A 16,887-nucleotide genomic window follows, 5' to 3' on the forward strand; every position below is an offset into this window, starting at 1 on the left:
GGTAAAACACATCTGCGATTTTTTTAATGACAAATACTTGCAACTCATAATCATTTCGACTATGATTTATTTAAATCGACAGAATCAATAACCCCAGCTATGGAAAGCCTTGTCATTGGTGCGATCGCCAGCTTAGGTGCGGGACTTGCCACAGTCATCGGTGCCTTACCAGTATTACTACCAATAAATCTGACGCAGCGAGTGCAAGGAATGATGTTGGGGTTTGGAGGAGGAGTAATGTTAGCGGCCACATCCTTCTCGTTAATTATGCCTGCAACCGAGGCCGCGATCGCGCAAGGACAATCCCAAATTAGTGCCGCTTTAATTATTGTTGTGGGAATACTGCTAGGTGGAATATTTTTACAACTAGCCCATCAATTTTTACCCCACGAACACTTTTTTAAAGGGCAAGAAAATGTTCGTTACAATAACCTTAAGCGGATTTGGTTATTTATTGCCGCAATTACTATTCATAACTTTCCCGAAGGATTAGCTGTAGGAGTAAACTTTGGCAATAATAATATTACTAATGGCATCCCTGTAGCTTTAGGAATTGGCTTACAAAATATTCCCGAAGGATTAGTAGTTGCTTTATCTTTAGTAGCTGAGAAATATTCAGCAGGTTATGCTGTCTGGATTTCGCTATTGACAGGTTTAGTTGAACCAATTGGCGGTTTAATTGGTTTGGGTGTGGTGAATATCGCCAATTTTATTCTGCCTTGGGCAATGGCATTTGCAGCAGGAGCAATGTTGTTTGTAATTAGTGATGAAATAATTCCTGAATCTCATCGCCAAGGCTTAGAAAAAGAAGGAACTATCGGTGTAATGTTGGGCTTTGTCATCATGATGTTCTTAGATACTGCCCTAGGATAATTCATAATTTTTTGATTTTTTCGACATTTATTACTTATTTCAATAAATGTAGTGTGGGCATTGCCCACCGAAACCTGGATATGGTGGACTAATTAACAAAAAATATTACTTTTCTAATTACCAGGAGCAAGTATGAATATGATTCGTTTTGAACACATCAACCTTTCTTGTAAAGACATCGACGCCACTAAAAACTTTTATCAAACCTTATTTCCAGATTGGTATGTACGAGCCGAAGGCGTATTCAATGGCGATCGCTGGATGCATTTTGGCAACAACCAATTTTATCTAGCATTGAATGATGATGCTGGACAAGAAAGAGTGCATAAACCTTACGAAAGCATTGGGATTAATCATGTCGGCTTCGTAATTAAAGATGGCGAAGCTATGAAAGAATTGCTTGATGCTAACGGCATTGATTATTACACAATGACAGCATCTGAAACTAAGTATAGAATTTATGTCAATGACCCAGATGGCAACGAAATTGAATTAGTTGAATATAACCCCGATTATGCTCTGGCATAGCTAGCACAAAGACTGCTGTTCATATCCCCGAATACTTGAATAATTCGGGGATAGAAATCAGTAGAATAATTCAATCAATTGATAACCTGAGAAAATAATCATGAGTACACTTAAAAAAGTGGCAGTAGTCACAGGTGGAAATCGCGGTTTAGGATTTGAAACTTCTCGCCAATTAGCTAAACAAGGATATCAAGTAATTCTCACAAGCCGGGATGAAGAAAAAGGTAAATCGGCAGCACTCAAGTTAAAAAATGAAGGCTTAGATGTAATTTCTCGGCCTCTTGATGTCACCAGCGATGAAAGCAGTCAGGAATTAGCTGATTTTATTGAAAAAGAGTTTGGCAAATTCGATGTGTTAGTAAATAATGCTGGAATATATATCGATGCTCAAGCTGGTGATAATAGTATTTTTGATGCCAAAATTGACACTTTAAAACAAACACTAGAAACTAATGTTTATGGCGTTTTGCGAGTAACTCAAGCGTTAATTCCTCTGATGAAGAAACAGAAATACGGCAGAATAGTCAATGTTTCTTCAGGAATGGGACAACTAAATGATATGGGAGGAGGTTCCCCAGGTTATCGCATTTCTAAAACAGCCGTGAATGCCTTAACACGCATTTTTGCTAGTGAATTACAAGGCACAAATATTTTAGTGAATTCTGTATGTCCTGGTTGGGTACAAACTGATATGGGGGGAGCAAATGCACCCAGAACTCCCGAACAAGGAGTCGATACAATTGTCTGGTTAGCAACTCTTGGTGATGGTGGTGCTACTGGAGGATTCTTCCGCGATCGCCAACCAATAGAATGGTAATTGTAAATGTTCGGAGCGATCGCCTGTGCAATCGCGATTGCCCCAGACCAGATTAAAATCAATTTGCTAGGCTATGTCAGCTAAATTGAGACTTCTGGAGTTTTTCATCCTGTGCTTACTGCATTACCAACTATTAACGCCCTCAAACAACCTACCAGTTCGGCTTGGGTAGAACAAGCGATCGCCAATTTAGATATTATTTTGCTCGACCATTCCCACTGCGAACGCAAAGCAGCGGGAGTGGCGTTAAATTTTATGTTTCGCTACCCTTCCAATGCGAAAATGGTTAGAGAATTAACTGCGATCGCTCGTGAAGAACTAGAACATTTTGAACTTGTCAATCAGTGGCTAGAACGCCGCAACATCCCCCTCGCACCCTTACCCCCACCTCCCTACGGTGCGGGTTTAAAAGCGCAAGTTCGTCCCCAAGAACCCGATAGATTTTTAGATTCGTTACTCGTCACCGGATTAATTGAAGCGCGCAGTCACGAACGCCTAGGATTATTAGCTACACACTGTCCTGAGCCAGAATTAGCAAAATTTTATCGCGGTTTGATGGCATCAGAAGCCCGTCACTTTGGTACTTACTGGGTTTTAGCTGATACTTATTTTGACCGTGAAGTTGTCATGCAACGGCTCGATGAACTAGCATTCGTTGAAAGTGAGCTGCTAGCAACTTTACACCCAGAGCCTAGAATTCATAGTTAGTAAACTAACGTACATCGATTATGAGACTTCAGCTAACACACCTCAGACTGCTTGTTTCCAATTACAAAGAAACTTTTTTGTTCTACCGAGATTTATTAGGTTTAAATGTAGATTGGGGAGATGAAGAAACTGGATATGCTGAGTTTAGTACCGGATCTATCCAGCTGGCTGTGTTGAAGAAAGAGTTTATGGCTCAAGTCATCCCCAGCATCAATCAGCCTTCGTCTTTCGCCAGCCAGGATAAAACATCCTTGATTTTTGCCGTCGATAATGTCGATGAAGTGTATCAACGCCTCAAAGACCATAATGGCATTCTCATGGCTCCACCTACAGACCGTATAGACTGGGGAATCCGCACAGCGCATTTCCGCGATCCCGATGGTAATTTGATTGAGATTTACACCAACCTGGGTATCGTAAGTTAGAGTTTCCCCGCCAGCTACTACCCAATGTCTGAACCACAGCCAAACCAGACTCCGAACTTTCGTCGCTTTGCTGACTGGTGTTTGCACAAAGATAGCCTCTCAACTGAAGCAAAGCATACAGTTGAGGTGCTATTGAAGAAAGCTGGTACTTCTGATTGTTATGAAGCAGAGCAAATACTATCAAACTCTACCGAATTGACTTTCTATCGACAGGGTATTTCTGACCTGAGTCCGCTGTCTAGCCTTACTAACTTGACTGTACTGCATTTTCATTTTCCCGCCAATAACATTTCAAATTTAAGTCCCCTATCTAGCCTAACTAATCTGACTAAACTCCATTTCAGTCGCAATAACTTTGTAGACTTGAATCCTCTATGCAATCTCACCAAGCTAACTGAATTGCATCTTATTTATTGTCAAATTTTAGATTTAAGTCCTTTATCTAGGCTGATAAATCTGACTGTACTGTGTCTTGATTGCAATCAAATTTCAGATTTAAGTCCTCTATATGAGCTAAAGAATCTAACTGTACTGCATCTCAATGGCAATCAAATTTCAGATCTGAATCCTATATCTGGACTGACTAATCTGACTATATTGAATCTTCTTGATAATAAAGTTCCAAACATCAGTCCGATATCGCAACTGACCAATCTAACTAGATTGGATATCGCTTGCAATAAAGTTGCAGATATAAGTCCTATATCTCACCTTACTAACCTAACTGAACTTCTACTTAATGGTAATCAAATTTCAGATTTAAGTCCCATATCTGGGTTAACTAACCTAAAGCGCTTATACCTCAGTTGCAATCAAATTTCAGACTTAAGCCTACTATTTGGGCTGACTAAACTAAACTCTTTGGTTATTCATCCACCAATATTGAATTGGCGTATCTGGTCATCACTTCAAAATAAGTGGTCGAATTTCTTTACTGTACCCATTGATGAGCAAAAAAGCATAAAAGCAGTTAAGGCTATCTATACTTATATGGGTCTGGAAGAACCTAAAATTGTTTTTTTCCCTAGTCCATTCGTAAATTTAAAGTTGTTGTTACCTAAATTTCAAGAATTGGGAAAAGGAGTAGCAGAGAGAATACGCCAATCTACTGGAAAACAACTGGCTATAGGATTGCGCTTTTTTCTATACGATCATATTCAACACAGTCTGCCACAGCATAACTTCTCTCTAGAAGTTTGGACACTTTTGCAGAAGCAGTTAGAAGACTATGATTTTAGGATTTTAGGGCAAAGTAATATTACGCCTGAAGAACTGCTTGCGATGATCGGCACAACTCAATTTTTGGTTCGTGACTTGAATTATCAGCTTGACCAACAAGAACAAGAAGCTTTGCAATGCCTAAATCAACTATTTGAAAATTGCGGTTGGATATTTCCTTTTGAGAAAGTCTGTATAGTTTGCGATCGCCCCCGTAAAATCTCTTTAGATACAGAGAATCGCTTACACGCAGAAGGAGAACCCGCAATTGAGTTTAGCGATGGCTGGCATACTGGATACTACTATCACGGTGTCAAATTACCAGAAAAATACGGCAAGCTACACCCTCACGAATGGCAAGCCGAGTGGCTTTTAGCAGAAGATAATGCCGAACTCAGGCGCGTTTTAATTCAAGGTATAGGTTACGATCGCATATGCGAGCAATTACAAGCGCAAGTCATCGATTCTTGGCAAGAATACTCCTTACTTCGCATTAATGCTGATGTCGATGTTGAAGCAATTAATTTATTAAAAATGACTTGCCCTAGCACTGGCAAAATTCATACATTAAGAGTACCACCTGAAATCAACTCTGCCAGAGTTGCGATTCGTTGGGTAAATTGGGATATAGATCCAGAAGAATTTTCTGTGCAAACTTGACTCTCACTTTGCTCCCGTTCAAAATTAAAAATTATTGAAAATTTTCCGATGAGAGATTATTATCGAGATTTTTTGATTCGTAACTGGGAGCAGAGCGATCGCACAAGCACTGCCGCAGTTATCAGTTATGTATTATCAGAATACGGTTTGGGTTGGGAACCCAACGGCGCTGACCGAGATGTGGTGCAAGTAGAGGAATGCTACTTAGCCACTGGTGGCGAGTTTTGGGTAATTGAACACCAAGGCCAATTAGTAGGAACTGGGGCATACTACCCGGTAAATCGGGGTGAAAAAGCCGTAGAAATCCGCAAAATGTACCTCTTACCCAGCATTAGAGGTATAGGGCTAGGGAAATATTTGTTACAACAACTAGAAGCAGCGATCGCCGCCCGTGGTTTTCAGCAAATTTGGATTGAAACCGCCAGTGTTTTAGTAGAAGCAGTCAAACTCTATGAAAGCAGTGGCTATAAACCAGCAACAGGCGTAGAAACCCCAAGGTGCGATCGCGTGTATGTCAAATACCTCAAACAGCCATAAGGTGGGGAAGTGAGGGAAAGGGAACGGGGACAAGGAAGACAAGGGGGACAAGGGAAAGAAATGACAACTCTTGACCCTTGACTTTTGACTCTTGACTCTTGACAAAGGACTAATGACAAATGACTAACTATGCTCGAACCGTAATTAAAGGTTTACTTAATCTTTTTCTTCAGTCCCATTGTCCTCTGTGTCAACGCAGTACAGCTCGTGAAGTTTGCGAATACTGTGAAAAACAGTTAAAAAAATGTCACCTGCAAGACCCGAATATTCTCTGGAAAGAGCCTCTACCAGTGTTTGGCTGGGGAGTTTATGGTGGTTCCCTCAAAAGAGCGATCGCGGCGCTTAAATACGAAAATCAACCGCAAATTGCTCGTCCTTTGGGTCAATGGTTAGGAGAGGCTTGGTTATTAAATTCGCCAAAACGCGATCGCGGGTTTGTTGTTGTTCCTATACCACTTCACGCTAGTAAGCAAAAACAACGTGGCTATAACCAAGCCGCACTTTTAGCACAAAGCTTTTGCCAAACAACTGGGTTAAAATTTAAACCAAATGGTCTTGAAAGAGTTCGAGAAACTAAAGCGCAGTTTGGTTTATCAGCCTCAGAGCGAGAAAAAAACTTAGCAGCGGCTTTTGCTGTTGGGTCAGAATTTCGCGATCGCCATCCGGATTTCCCAGTGTTGTTATTGGATGATATTTATACTACTGGTGCTACTGCCGCAGCAGCAGTACAAACATTTAGTAACCGGGGAATTGCTGTCTCAGGCTTAGTAGCGCTTGCTACTGCTATCAAAGATAAATAACCAAACAATTCATGGGCAAGCCATTCCAGAGAACTCTATAATTGACCAGATCGCTCTGTTTGTGTGGGAATTTTGCTTGAAATGATCGGAAAAGCTTTTGTAGCGGTTTTTAAACGGGTAATCATCCTTCCTGCCACCTTAGTGGCAATTGGTGTCAGTACAAGCGCAGCTTTTGCTCAAAATAAGTTATACAGTCCAATTCCTTTAACTACTAGTAGTGCTGAATTTAACGATACGCTCTCAGAGAAAGATATTCCTACAGGTCAGGGCGGATTTGCCCGTGATTATACGGTGAAGTTAAATAAAGGCGATAATCTAGCAGTTGATTTAACATCGGACAACTTTGACAGCATTATTACCCTGTTGTCACCCGATGGAGCGACATTGGCAGAAAATGATGACGGGCCTGATGGCACCAGCAACTCTCTATTATTTACTCGTATTGCAGAAACAGGTACTTATATTATTCGCGTCCGTTCTTTTGGAGAAACTGGTGTTGGGAAGTTTAAACTTAAGGTGACAAAGCTGCAACCGATGAAGTAAAGAGTCCAGGGTCAAGGGGAGCCAGCGCGGTCTTGGGGGTTCCCCCCATGAGCGACTGGCGTTCAAAAGTCAAGAGTCAAGTAAATTTCTGAATTTTGAATTTTTTGTCTCCCTCATCTCCCTTCAGTTCCCTAAAAAACCGTCAGCACACAAAGAAATAGGGCTTCAGTCCACTCAACGACTGCGCCGTAAGTATCGCCTGTGTGTCCGCCTAATTTGTAGTTAAACCACGCACTAGTCAAAATGGCGATCGCACTTCCGGCGATTACCATCGCTAGTGCCAAAAACATCCGCTTGCTATCTAGCAAAAATAGTAAAGCGCTTAAACCTATGAGCAACAGCAGTCCTGGTAACAAATCTTTGTAAGATTGAATGGCTTGTTTATGAAACGCGCCTTTACCAGTAGGTTTAAGGTAAGGATAACAAGCGATCGCTAGCTGTTGTCCCCAGCGTCCCCAACCACAAGCCGCCATCAATATCAACCAACGGTTTGCTTCTATATCGATCAAGGCTGTTGTTTTGAGCAATAATAAGGCGATCGCTGCCATTGCGCCAAAAGCGCCTGTAGCACTGTCTGCCATTACCTCTAAGCGCCTCTCTGGATCGCCCACTGCTAAACCGTCAGCAGTATCCATCGTTCCATCTAAATGCAGCCCCCCGGTAATGCCAACCCCCAAACTGACTACTAAGGCACTACGAGTTAATACTGGTATACCCAAATAACTCATTCCTGTATCACATAACCCTAAAATTCCGCCAATCAATAGCCCTACTAGTGGAGCAAAACGCGCCACCCGCCAAAATTCCAATTCCCTCAGATTGGGTAAGGGAATAGTAGTATAAAATATCACGCTTGCTGCTAAATCTAACAGCAGTTTTTTTCCAAAGAAAGGCTGATTTTTCATATCGTTTACTTTCCTCAACAGCCATTTATGGAATAAGTTGACTATTCCCTCACAAGCTGTGTTAGAAGAGTTTAAAGCTTTAGATAAGTTTTATTTGTTATCGATATTCATTCACAAAATTTTGTTATGCTAGTCTCAGTGTGCTTATGTTACCACAGCATTAATTTATACAATTTTTTAATAAATCTCAAAAATGCAAAAGCAAAAGTTTAACAGAGAGAATTTTGTTTTGTATCCTTAAATAAAGAACCGAATTTAAAGTGATTAGACGATTGCCCTCGAAAGTTGATATTTTTGAAATGTAGGGGTTATACACTGTCAACTTCAATGTTTTGCGCTATTGCACCTCACCTTCGCTCATTCCCCATTTCCTTATGAGTCACCATCTACCCGACACCAGGATACCAGCTCCGTGCATTATTAACACGGGCATTATTGTGAATAAGCTCGACATGAGGCGATTGTTGGCTGACTTAGGTCGAGTCCACTACATCTACACCCAAGAAGGTCAATTACAGAGTGAGGGTGATGGGGATGTGATGGAAGTGTTTGCCAATCCCCAAAGATCTACTTTAGTTGCTAACCAAGCGCTCTATTTGAATGTTCATAGTTTTGATTACTTAGAATTGAAACAGTCCCAGCAGCAAGAAACCTACTTTGATTTAATGCAAGAAGGTATGTGTTTGCGGCTGATTCCCCTCACTACTCCCCTACAAGAGCGAAGGGAGCGTAACTTGAATGTCAGCGCGATCGAAGCCATGATGGAGCAAGTACTCTCTGCTAGATGGGATGCGGAAATTGATGATGACACTTCGGAGTCGTTTTAACTAGCAACAGAAATACTATATATTCAAAAAGTTGGTAATCGGTTAGTAGTTAGCACTAAGGTGGTAGCTAATACCCAGTTACCTTTTTTTATTCTTGTCCATTATTTAGCGAAATAAAATTACTTTTACCTTGAGTGCCAATTTTTCTTTTGAATGTCTTGCTTGCTGTAGCAAAACAAAAGCCAGAGCAGGTGTCTTTTTCACGCCTCACGGCCCTGTGGAAACCCCCAGATTTATGCCAGTGGGGACACTCGCAAATGTCAAAACTGTGACGCCAGCCCAACTTCGGGATACTGGGGCACAAATGGTATTATCTAATACTTATCATCTCCACCTTCAACCAGGCGAAGCAATTGTGGCTGGCGGTGGCGGGCTGCACAAATTTATGGGTTGGAACGGGCCGATGCTCACTGATTCTGGTGGGTTTCAGGTTTTTAGTTTGAGTGAGATGCGAAAGATTACAGAAGAAGGAGTAACTTTTCGCTCGCCCCATGATGGACAAATTATTAATTTAACCCCAGAACGCTCGATTGAGATTCAAAATACTCTAGGGGCGGATGTGATTATGGCGTTTGATGAGTGTCCGCCTTACCCAGCTACTCGCCAAGAGGTAGAAGCTGCGACAGGGCGTACTTATCGTTGGTTAGAACGCTGTATTGTGGCTCATAAACGCAGCGATCAAGCATTATTTGGTATTGTCCAAGGTGGTGTGTATTTAGATTTGCGATCGCAAGCTGCGTTGGCTTTAGCCGAGTTAGATTTACCAGGATATGCCATTGGTGGTGTGAGTGTGGGAGAACCACCAGAATTAATGGCTCAGATTGTGCAAACAACCGCACCACTACTACCACCCGAAAAACCGCGTTATTTGATGGGTGTGGGTACTTATAAAGAGATGGCAATTGCGATCGCTTCTGGGGTAGATTTATTTGACTGCGTAATTCCTACCCGTTGGGCTAGACATGGTACGGCAATGGTCAAAGGCGATCGCTGGAATTTGAAAAATGCTAAATTCCGTGAAGATTTTGCACCATTAGATGAAACTTGTGGTTGCTACGCTTGTCAAAACTTTAGTCGTGCATATATATCGCATTTAGTGCGATCGCAAGAAATTTTAGCCTACACCTTGTTGAGCATTCACAACATTACAGAACTGATTCGTTTTACCCAACACATTCGTGAAGCAATATTAAGCGATCGCTTCGCCACAGAATTTGCTAGCTGGCTGGATTGAGAGAAAAACCAAGATGAGGAAGCACAGGAGAAATCACTAATGACCAATGACCAATGCCCAATGACCAAACCATGTTAAGATACCTATCAATTATGAAAGCTGTGTTGGATAGGTGGATTTAAACAAATATGGAAGCAGCACTGTTGTTAGCAAAATTGCCAGAAGCTTACCAAATTTTTGATCCTTTGGTAGACGTTCTCCCAGTAATTCCCGTTTTCTTCTTGTTACTTGCTTTTGTTTGGCAAGCAGCAGTGGGATTTAGGTAAGTTAATTGAATTTCAATTTCTGGGACAGGCATTTTAACCTGTCCTATTTTTTTATATTATCTTCGTTACCAAAGTTTACTATTATTAATAATATGTAATCTTTTAATATAGACTTAAGTTAGCATATTAAGCTTAGTTCACAAAAAGTCAACAACCAAACTTAAAGTCAATATCGTAGCAGTTATGGGTAATATCAAGTTCGTTAAAGAAAATAAAGAAGTAGTAGCAGCAGATGGTGCCAATCTCCGCCTGAAGGCAATGCAAAATGGGATTGACATATATACATTGATTGGCAAAATGACAAATTGCGGCGGCTATGGACAATGTGGCACTTGCATAGTCGAGGTTGTTGAAGGCATAGAGAATCTTTCCCCGCGTACAGATGTAGAAAACCGCAAATTAAAGAAAAAACCTCAAAATTACCGCCTTGCTTGTCAAACCTTAGTCAATGGGCCAGTAAGCATTGTAACTAAGCCTTAGCCTGTTATTAGCTAGCATTTGTAACGGCAGAAAATTTGGGCAAACTCTGTCATCTATGATGCTATTCTAATGTTGTTGACTGGAAATCTAAGAGAGGCTGTCTTGCCATGCAAGTTAATGACCTAGGGTTCGTAGCGAGCATCCTGTTCGTGCTCGTTCCCTCTGTGTTTTTGATAATTCTGTACATCCAAACTGCCAGCCGCGAAGGTAAAAAAGATAGTTAATACGTTTTTTATAAAATAAAGAACCCTCACACCATAGGTGTGGGGGTTTTTATTTATCAACCGCTAATCTATTTTGTCCTTAACCAGTAGTTCGTGCCAACAGCACAGGACAAGTAGCATTGACTCGAACATAATCAGACAAAGAAGAACCAATTAGCCGATCTATATCCACAAAACTCTTGGCTACCGATGGACGACGATCTGGAGAGCCAAGTAATAACAGATCCACGTTCAACTCCTCTGCTAAACGGCAGATTTCTTCACCTGGCTTACCGCTGCTAGTATAACAACGTGCTTTTACCCCTTGTCTTTCAGCTTCTGCAACCGCTGCTGCTAAAACTGAGTTTTTCTCTGGAGTAATTTCGTTGAGTTCAGATGATTTGCCACGTAAATCTGTATTAACATTAGCCAAAATTAGCTGACCGCCTTGGATATCTCGCAACAGGAACAAAGCCAAACTCAAGCAGTGTTTTGCTGCATCGGAGTTATCCATTGCTACCATAACGCGGTTAATTCTTTTGACATAAATGTCATCTTTAACCAGCAACATAGGGCGAGAAGACAGTTGGAATACATACTGGCTAACTGAATTCGATAAAATCGATTGCAGCCGCTTGAGTCCTCGCGAACCCATAATAATCAAGTCAGCATCGATTTCATCAGCTACCTGGCAAACTACATCTTTGGGATCGCCTTGCCTTAAGATTGAAGAAACTTGGCTCGGATCTAAGTTCAAAGTCTGAATAGCATTAGCTAGGATTTTGCCACCTTCTTCCCACTTTTCTGTCATAGCAGAAGCAGTAGATTTAGCATTAACTACGTGCAAAACAGTAACTTTTGCACTTTGAATTGATGGCACTTCTTTCAATGCTTTCAGCATTTCTTCTGCATGTCCCAATCCAGACACAGCCAGCAAAATTTTCTCTATCATCATAGGTCTTGTGGTTAAGATTGCTTTGGTTTCTGCTCTTAGTAATTTGATTCAGCTAGACTTTTGATAACCTGGCTGAACAACCTAGTAAGTTTTCCGCACCCATAAAATCACAACCAGTTATCCACACAATTACTTTTCTGGAATTAGAATTATAGACTTTCACCTTGGATTGTGATGTTTATTTGCCCTTAGTTACGTAAGTACTTAACTAGGCTTTGATGATTAAGCTTACTCTCAATTTAGCCCGATTAATTTACTAAAATATGATGCTATTTATTATTTTTAATCTATGTTAACCTTTATTCATTAAAAGCTAGTTAAGTATTGCAAAGATAATCTAAAAAAAATATTTGGAATTATAGCATTTTTCACCTAATGTCCCTAGTTTGCAATAACTTTTTAACGTTATTAGTTCTTTATCGATCAATTTTTTTACTTCACTCTTATGAGAAATTTTTATCAAATCAAAAATATTTTGTTATGACTGTATTTTTACAGTTGACTATTTATTATCAACTCATAAATTAAGGTGGAAAGTTTTATAACACACATAATTACGCTTCAAGAGCGATCTCTCTTGAAATTTATATACTGAAATCCCTGAATAAAAGTATAAATAGCTACTTTTTGTAAGCGATCTGCTACAATCCTCGGTTTCCGCGCCCTCTTCAAATGATTAAATTTGATTTTGTCCAGAAATGCGATCGCCTAGACTTATCTCAGGGAATACTAGGAGGATGTTGAGCGTTTAAGTTTTGATTATGCGTCAATTTTTCCGGTATATACGTATATGGGCGTGCATCAGCTTACTGTGTTGTCTTTTAGGTTGGTCATTTCCTGCACAAGCGGCTAGTTCCGCCAATTCCAGGCTAGAACAACAAGTATTACAAATCCTCCGCGAACACCCGGAGGTAATTATCGAGTCTGTCCAAACATACCAGCAACAACAGCAACAACAGCTACAGCAAGTCAGACAGGCATTTTTACAGGATTTAAAACTAAATCCTCAGTTGGTAATTGGTGAATCTCCTACCACCGGATCGACAACATCAAAAATCGTACTGGTAGAATTTTCTGATTTTCAATGTCCCTACTGTGCTGAGGCGCATAAAACATTGAAGCAGCTGTTAGCAAAGCATCCAAATGAAGTGACATTAGTTTACAAACATCTTCCATTGGCTGCAATTCATGCTGAAGCATTACCCGCAGCTAAAGCAGCTTGGGCAGCAAACCAACAAGGTAAATTCTGGGAATTTCAAGATGCTTTGTTTACTCATCAAAAACAGCTGAGTGAAGCATTGTATTTAGATACAGCCAAATCTTTGAATCTAGATCTAGATAAGTTTAAAAGCGATGCCTTTGGTGCTAACAGTCTTGCTGAAAAAGCTATTGCGCAAGATGTTCAATTAGCTGAAAAATTGGGCATTGCTGGCACGCCTTTTTTTGTGATGAATAGTAAAAATTTCTCTGGTGTAGTCCAGTTATCAAACATCGAGAGTATATTAGCTGATGCTAAGTAGATGATGGCATACTGCGAACCCGGAAAACCTCCGCCAATCGTCAATTTGCGAACTACAGACCTTTACGAGGAACAATAATTCCCCCTAAGTAGTCTAAGTCACTCTTTACGTTTATTGTACGAAAGGTTACAACATAATGTTGAGTGAGAATTGTATAACGCAGAGTTTTAACGCCGAGTATCGGAGATTTTTCTGTACTAGTTGGCGTAACTCTGCGCTTTTTTTCCTAAAAATCTCCGGTTGATTACGTAAATATACTAACTTATCCAGTATAGGAAATCAAGAAACTTAACCATATAAATAACATAGTGAGGTAATTCATGGGTCGCGCTGGAATTTGGCTCTTTTTGCCCCTTACCTTAATTGCTAGCTGTTATCAACAACTGCAACCTACGAACCAATCAGTAGCAAAATCGCCTCCATCTACAGTTCAAAAAGTTAGTCCTACTTTGGTAGCCAAGGCAAGTTACCTTTCCCCATTAGAACAACAAGTTATTAATGAAACTAACAAAGCGCGGACAAATCCTAAAGCTTATATTCCTATCTTAGAAAACTATAGAAAGCGCTTTCAAGGCAACCGAGTCAAAATTGCGGATAATACCTATTTAATAACTCAAGAAGGGGTAACAGCAGTAGATGAAGCGATCGCATTTCTCAAATCGGCTCGTCCTGTGGGAGCATTGACTGCATCTAAAGGGATGTCTTTAGGTGCTAGAGATCATGTTAAAGACCAAGGACCTAAAGGTACAACAGGCCATTATGGTAGTGATGGTAGCAACCCCGCTAGTCGCATTAATCGCTATGGGAAATGGCAAACTACCGCAGGTGAAAATATTAGCTATGGCCCAAACACAGCCAGAGATATCGTTATGCAGTTAATTATCGATGATGGCGTGAGCGATCGCGGTCATCGCAAAAACATATTCAACGGTGCTTTTAAGGTTTCTGGTGTTGCTTATGGGACTCACAAAAAATATAAAACAATCTGTGTAATTGAATATGCTGGTGGTTATCAAGAAAAATCTTGATAATTCAAAATTAAAGACATTTTTCAGTCTGGATATAAATTCCGATAACTTGACTATATATACATAAGGATTTTAAATTCTTGCACTTAATTCCTGAACAAGAAAGTTTGTTATTTATTTTGATTAACAGAAAATGCTATCACTTCTAGAACAAAAAGTAATAGCAGAAATGAATAAAGTACGGATAAATCCAACTGCATATATCCAGATTTTAGATAATTGGAAACAACACTTTCAAGGTAAGCAAGTTAGAATCTCCGATCGGGTTTATTTGCAGACTCAAGAAGGAGTAAAAGCAGTTGAAGAAGCAATATCATTTCTCTATTCTGTACGTCCTGTAGGAGCTTTAAGTGCGTCTTGGGGTATGTCTTTAGCTGCTAAAGATCATGTGCAAGACCAAAGCATTACAGGTGCAATCGGTCATTATGGTAGCGATGGTAGCGATCCCTTTACTCGCATAAGCCGCTATGGTAATTGGCAACTTACCGCAGCTGAAAATATTAGCTACGGTTTTTATGTAGCCCAAGACATCATTATGCAATTAATTATTGATGATGGTGTACGCGATCGCGGTCATCGCACAAATATCTTTAATCCTGCTTTTAAAGTCGCAGGAGTTGCTTTCGGTATTCACCCTACATATAGGCAAATGTGCGTAATTACCTACGCTGGAGGTTATCAAGAAAAATCGGTTTGAGGGATCGCAGAATATCGCTGAAATCCTTGCTCCTAGGATTATGTCACAATTTAAGCAAGATATAAAAAATTGCGATGACAGACAGATTAGACCGGACAGCACAAAGGACACAAGCGAACACAGCAACTATAGAAGCAAATAGAAGTGCGATCGCACTTCTAAATTCAACAGTAAATTCACTGGTAGATCGCGAAGCAACTCAAAGTAATTTTAAAGGGATTGTGGCTGAACTCAGAGAAATCAGAACTGAGAGCCAAGGCATTTTAGAACTTTTATTCGGTAGGCAGGAGAATGAGACGTGATGGGCAATCGCCATACAACTAGTGTTGCGAAGTTGAATGTCTATGTTCAAGGACAAGGGTTGCCCATTTTAGCCTTACACGGCCATCCAGGTTCCGGTCGCAGTCTTTCTATATTTACAAATCACCTATCAAAGCGTTACCAAACTTTTGCCCCAGATTTGCGCGGATATGGCAAAAGTCGCTTTAAGGGCATTTTTGCTATGGAAGACCATTTAAACGACCTAGAAGCTCTTATAGACCAATTTCAGATTGAGAAATGTTTGGTGTTAGGGTGGTCGCTGGGTGGTATTTTGGCGATGGAATTGGCATTGCGTCTACCACAACGCATTACAGGGCTGATTTTAGTGGCTACAGCAGCCAGACCTCGCGGCAACCATCCACCAATTGCTTGGCAGGATAATGTTTACACTGGTGTTGCGGGGATTTTGAACTATATCAAACCAAGTTGGCAATGGAATATTGAAACTTTTGGAAAGCGATCGCTTTTTCGTCACCTAATCCAACAACATACACCAACAGCTTACGCTTATATCGCTAAGGACGCTGTGCCGGCTTATTTACAAACTTCCCCAGCAGCTACTCGTGCCCTTTACACTGCCATACAAGCTGGCTACAACAGACTTACAGATTTATGGCAAATCGAATGTCCGAGTCTGGTACTTGCTGGTGCCCAAGACCGCCACATCACAGTTGATGCTAGTTTAGAAACGGCTCGTCACCTCAAAAACTGTCAGTGGCAATCTTACCCTAATACTGCCCATCTTTTCCCGTGGGAAATTCCAGAGCAGGTATTGAGAGATATTGACCGCTGGCTAGAAGACCATTCTCAAGAAATTTGGTAATTTTCAGCCATACATCTGAGGTAGATTGACATTCAGCAGCCAGACTTAAAGCATCTGGCGTAGCTGAGAATGACGAATTCAAGTAAATTGAAACGCAAAAGAAAAAGAAATCTTTTCCTGGTTTGTTCGGTTCTACTCAGGACTCAACACTTGGTACTGAACTATTTGCCTAACTTACATTTGACCGCTAAAGGCAGGCTTTACTTTGCGGTCAATCCTTTCCCCCAAGTCTTCAGCAATTGTTAAAGAATCTGGTTTGCAACGTTTCACATTGACGATAATTCCTTGTGCGCCTTCTGCTTCCAAATCTTCTATGTAACCTTTAATTGCCAAATTGGCATCCACAGAGTTGAGAAACGGGCCAAAGTAGTATGTACAACGGGGATTCTGTGTGACAATCTCTACCCACCAAGCCAAGCCTAGATTGTTGACTGTGCTAATTAACGTTTCCTTGAGATCATCCCAAATGGTTTTCATGTTAGTTACCAATTTATGAATGAGGTACTGGATATTAAACGG

Annotated in this window: 22 protein-coding genes; 19 read left to right on the top strand and 3 right to left on the bottom strand. The window is 40.6% G+C overall.

The window, feature by feature from the left end; all coding sequences use genetic code 11:
* Nucleotides 1–99: 99 nt before the first annotated feature.
* The 9 genes from AACU33_RS09110 (at nucleotide 100) to AACU33_RS09150 (ending at nucleotide 7,109) form a co-directional block, all read left to right on the top strand.
* On the top strand, nucleotides 100–873 hold the full coding sequence (locus AACU33_RS09110; protein ID WP_096588208.1) for a ZIP family metal transporter: 774 nt from the start codon (nucleotides 100–102) through the stop codon (nucleotides 871–873).
* A gap of 132 nt (nucleotides 874–1,005) precedes the next feature.
* Nucleotides 1,006–1,401, top strand: coding sequence for a VOC family protein (locus tag AACU33_RS09115; protein WP_096588209.1), 396 nt, complete (start codon nucleotides 1,006–1,008; stop codon nucleotides 1,399–1,401).
* A 100-nt stretch (nucleotides 1,402–1,501) separates the two neighbouring features.
* Nucleotides 1,502–2,218, top strand: a complete 717-nt coding sequence (locus AACU33_RS09120; protein ID WP_096588210.1) for an SDR family oxidoreductase — start codon at nucleotides 1,502–1,504, stop codon at nucleotides 2,216–2,218.
* A 111-nt stretch (nucleotides 2,219–2,329) separates the two neighbouring features.
* Nucleotides 2,330–2,926: a tRNA-(ms[2]io[6]A)-hydroxylase gene (locus tag AACU33_RS09125; protein WP_096588211.1), complete on the top strand. Its 597-nt coding sequence runs from the start codon at nucleotides 2,330–2,332 to the stop codon at nucleotides 2,924–2,926.
* Nucleotides 2,927–2,946: 20 nt separating this feature from the next.
* Nucleotides 2,947–3,351, top strand: a complete 405-nt coding sequence (locus AACU33_RS09130; RefSeq protein ID WP_096588212.1) for a VOC family protein — start codon at nucleotides 2,947–2,949, stop codon at nucleotides 3,349–3,351.
* 24 nt (nucleotides 3,352–3,375) lie between these two features.
* Nucleotides 3,376–5,229, top strand: a complete 1,854-nt coding sequence (locus AACU33_RS09135; protein ID WP_096588213.1) for a leucine-rich repeat domain-containing protein — start codon at nucleotides 3,376–3,378, stop codon at nucleotides 5,227–5,229.
* Nucleotides 5,230–5,277: 48 nt separating this feature from the next.
* Entirely contained in the window at nucleotides 5,278–5,766 is a 489-nt protein-coding gene (locus AACU33_RS09140; RefSeq protein ID WP_096588214.1) for a GNAT family N-acetyltransferase, read from the top strand.
* A gap of 119 nt (nucleotides 5,767–5,885) precedes the next feature.
* Nucleotides 5,886–6,566: a ComF family protein gene (locus AACU33_RS09145; RefSeq protein ID WP_096588215.1), complete on the top strand. Its 681-nt coding sequence runs from the start codon at nucleotides 5,886–5,888 to the stop codon at nucleotides 6,564–6,566.
* 81 nt (nucleotides 6,567–6,647) lie between these two features.
* Nucleotides 6,648–7,109 (top strand): PPC domain-containing protein, encoded by a 462-nt coding sequence (locus AACU33_RS09150; protein WP_096595198.1) that lies wholly within the window; start codon nucleotides 6,648–6,650, stop codon nucleotides 7,107–7,109.
* A gap of 131 nt (nucleotides 7,110–7,240) precedes the next feature.
* Here the strand turns inward: AACU33_RS09150 and cobS are convergent, their stop codons facing one another.
* A complete protein-coding gene (cobS, locus tag AACU33_RS09155) occupies nucleotides 7,241–8,014 on the bottom strand; it encodes an adenosylcobinamide-GDP ribazoletransferase (RefSeq protein WP_096588216.1) in 774 nt (257 codons plus the stop codon).
* Nucleotides 8,015–8,388: 374 nt separating this feature from the next.
* On the opposite strand from cobS, the gene AACU33_RS09160 reads away from it, so the two are divergent.
* The 5 genes from AACU33_RS09160 to psbM all read left to right on the top strand — a co-directional run bounded on the left by AACU33_RS09160 (nucleotide 8,389) and on the right by psbM (nucleotide 11,045).
* A complete protein-coding gene (locus tag AACU33_RS09160; RefSeq protein WP_096588217.1) occupies nucleotides 8,389–8,841 on the top strand; it encodes a hypothetical protein in 453 nt (150 codons plus the stop codon).
* Between the two features lie 130 nt (nucleotides 8,842–8,971).
* Nucleotides 8,972–10,075, top strand: coding sequence for a tRNA guanosine(34) transglycosylase Tgt (tgt, locus tag AACU33_RS09165; RefSeq protein WP_096588218.1), 1,104 nt, complete (start codon nucleotides 8,972–8,974; stop codon nucleotides 10,073–10,075).
* Nucleotides 10,076–10,203: 128 nt separating this feature from the next.
* Complete coding sequence (locus AACU33_RS09170; RefSeq protein WP_006195022.1) at nucleotides 10,204–10,341, top strand: photosystem II reaction center protein K; 138 nt, start codon at nucleotides 10,204–10,206, stop codon at nucleotides 10,339–10,341.
* A 183-nt stretch (nucleotides 10,342–10,524) separates the two neighbouring features.
* The gene (locus AACU33_RS09175) at nucleotides 10,525–10,821 is read left to right on the top strand and encodes a 2Fe-2S iron-sulfur cluster-binding protein (RefSeq protein ID WP_096588219.1); all 297 of its coding nucleotides are present in this window, start codon (nucleotides 10,525–10,527) and stop codon (nucleotides 10,819–10,821) included.
* A gap of 107 nt (nucleotides 10,822–10,928) precedes the next feature.
* Nucleotides 10,929–11,045: a photosystem II reaction center protein PsbM gene (psbM, locus tag AACU33_RS09180; RefSeq protein WP_010995057.1), complete on the top strand. Its 117-nt coding sequence runs from the start codon at nucleotides 10,929–10,931 to the stop codon at nucleotides 11,043–11,045.
* Between the two features lie 79 nt (nucleotides 11,046–11,124).
* Here the strand turns inward: psbM and AACU33_RS09185 are convergent, their stop codons facing one another.
* Complete coding sequence (locus AACU33_RS09185; RefSeq protein ID WP_096588220.1) at nucleotides 11,125–11,976, bottom strand: universal stress protein; 852 nt, start codon at nucleotides 11,974–11,976, stop codon at nucleotides 11,125–11,127.
* A 764-nt stretch (nucleotides 11,977–12,740) separates the two neighbouring features.
* On the opposite strand from AACU33_RS09185, the gene AACU33_RS09190 reads away from it, so the two are divergent.
* From AACU33_RS09190 to AACU33_RS09210, 5 genes are all read left to right on the top strand, one after another.
* Nucleotides 12,741–13,499, top strand: a complete 759-nt coding sequence (locus AACU33_RS09190) for a DsbA family protein (RefSeq protein ID WP_096588221.1) — start codon at nucleotides 12,741–12,743, stop codon at nucleotides 13,497–13,499.
* A gap of 320 nt (nucleotides 13,500–13,819) precedes the next feature.
* Nucleotides 13,820–14,527, top strand: coding sequence for a CAP domain-containing protein (locus AACU33_RS09195; protein WP_096588222.1), 708 nt, complete (start codon nucleotides 13,820–13,822; stop codon nucleotides 14,525–14,527).
* A 133-nt stretch (nucleotides 14,528–14,660) separates the two neighbouring features.
* The gene (locus AACU33_RS09200) at nucleotides 14,661–15,224 is read left to right on the top strand and encodes a CAP domain-containing protein (RefSeq protein ID WP_096588223.1); all 564 of its coding nucleotides are present in this window, start codon (nucleotides 14,661–14,663) and stop codon (nucleotides 15,222–15,224) included.
* 74 nt (nucleotides 15,225–15,298) lie between these two features.
* The gene (locus tag AACU33_RS09205) at nucleotides 15,299–15,526 is read left to right on the top strand and encodes a hypothetical protein (protein WP_096588224.1); all 228 of its coding nucleotides are present in this window, start codon (nucleotides 15,299–15,301) and stop codon (nucleotides 15,524–15,526) included.
* Nucleotides 15,526–16,368: an alpha/beta fold hydrolase gene (locus tag AACU33_RS09210; protein WP_096588225.1), complete on the top strand. Its 843-nt coding sequence runs from the start codon at nucleotides 15,526–15,528 to the stop codon at nucleotides 16,366–16,368. Before AACU33_RS09205 ends, AACU33_RS09210 begins: the two co-directional genes overlap by 1 nt.
* 174 nt (nucleotides 16,369–16,542) lie before the next feature.
* Here AACU33_RS09210 and AACU33_RS09215 read toward each other — a convergent pair whose 3' ends face one another.
* Nucleotides 16,543–16,845 (bottom strand): DUF1816 domain-containing protein, encoded by a 303-nt coding sequence (locus AACU33_RS09215; RefSeq protein ID WP_096588226.1) that lies wholly within the window; start codon nucleotides 16,843–16,845, stop codon nucleotides 16,543–16,545.
* Between the last annotated feature and the right edge of the window lie 42 nt (nucleotides 16,846–16,887).

The organism is Calothrix sp. NIES-2098, from assembly GCF_963875125.1.
Classification (GTDB): domain Bacteria; phylum Cyanobacteriota; class Cyanobacteriia; order Cyanobacteriales; family Nostocaceae; genus Aulosira.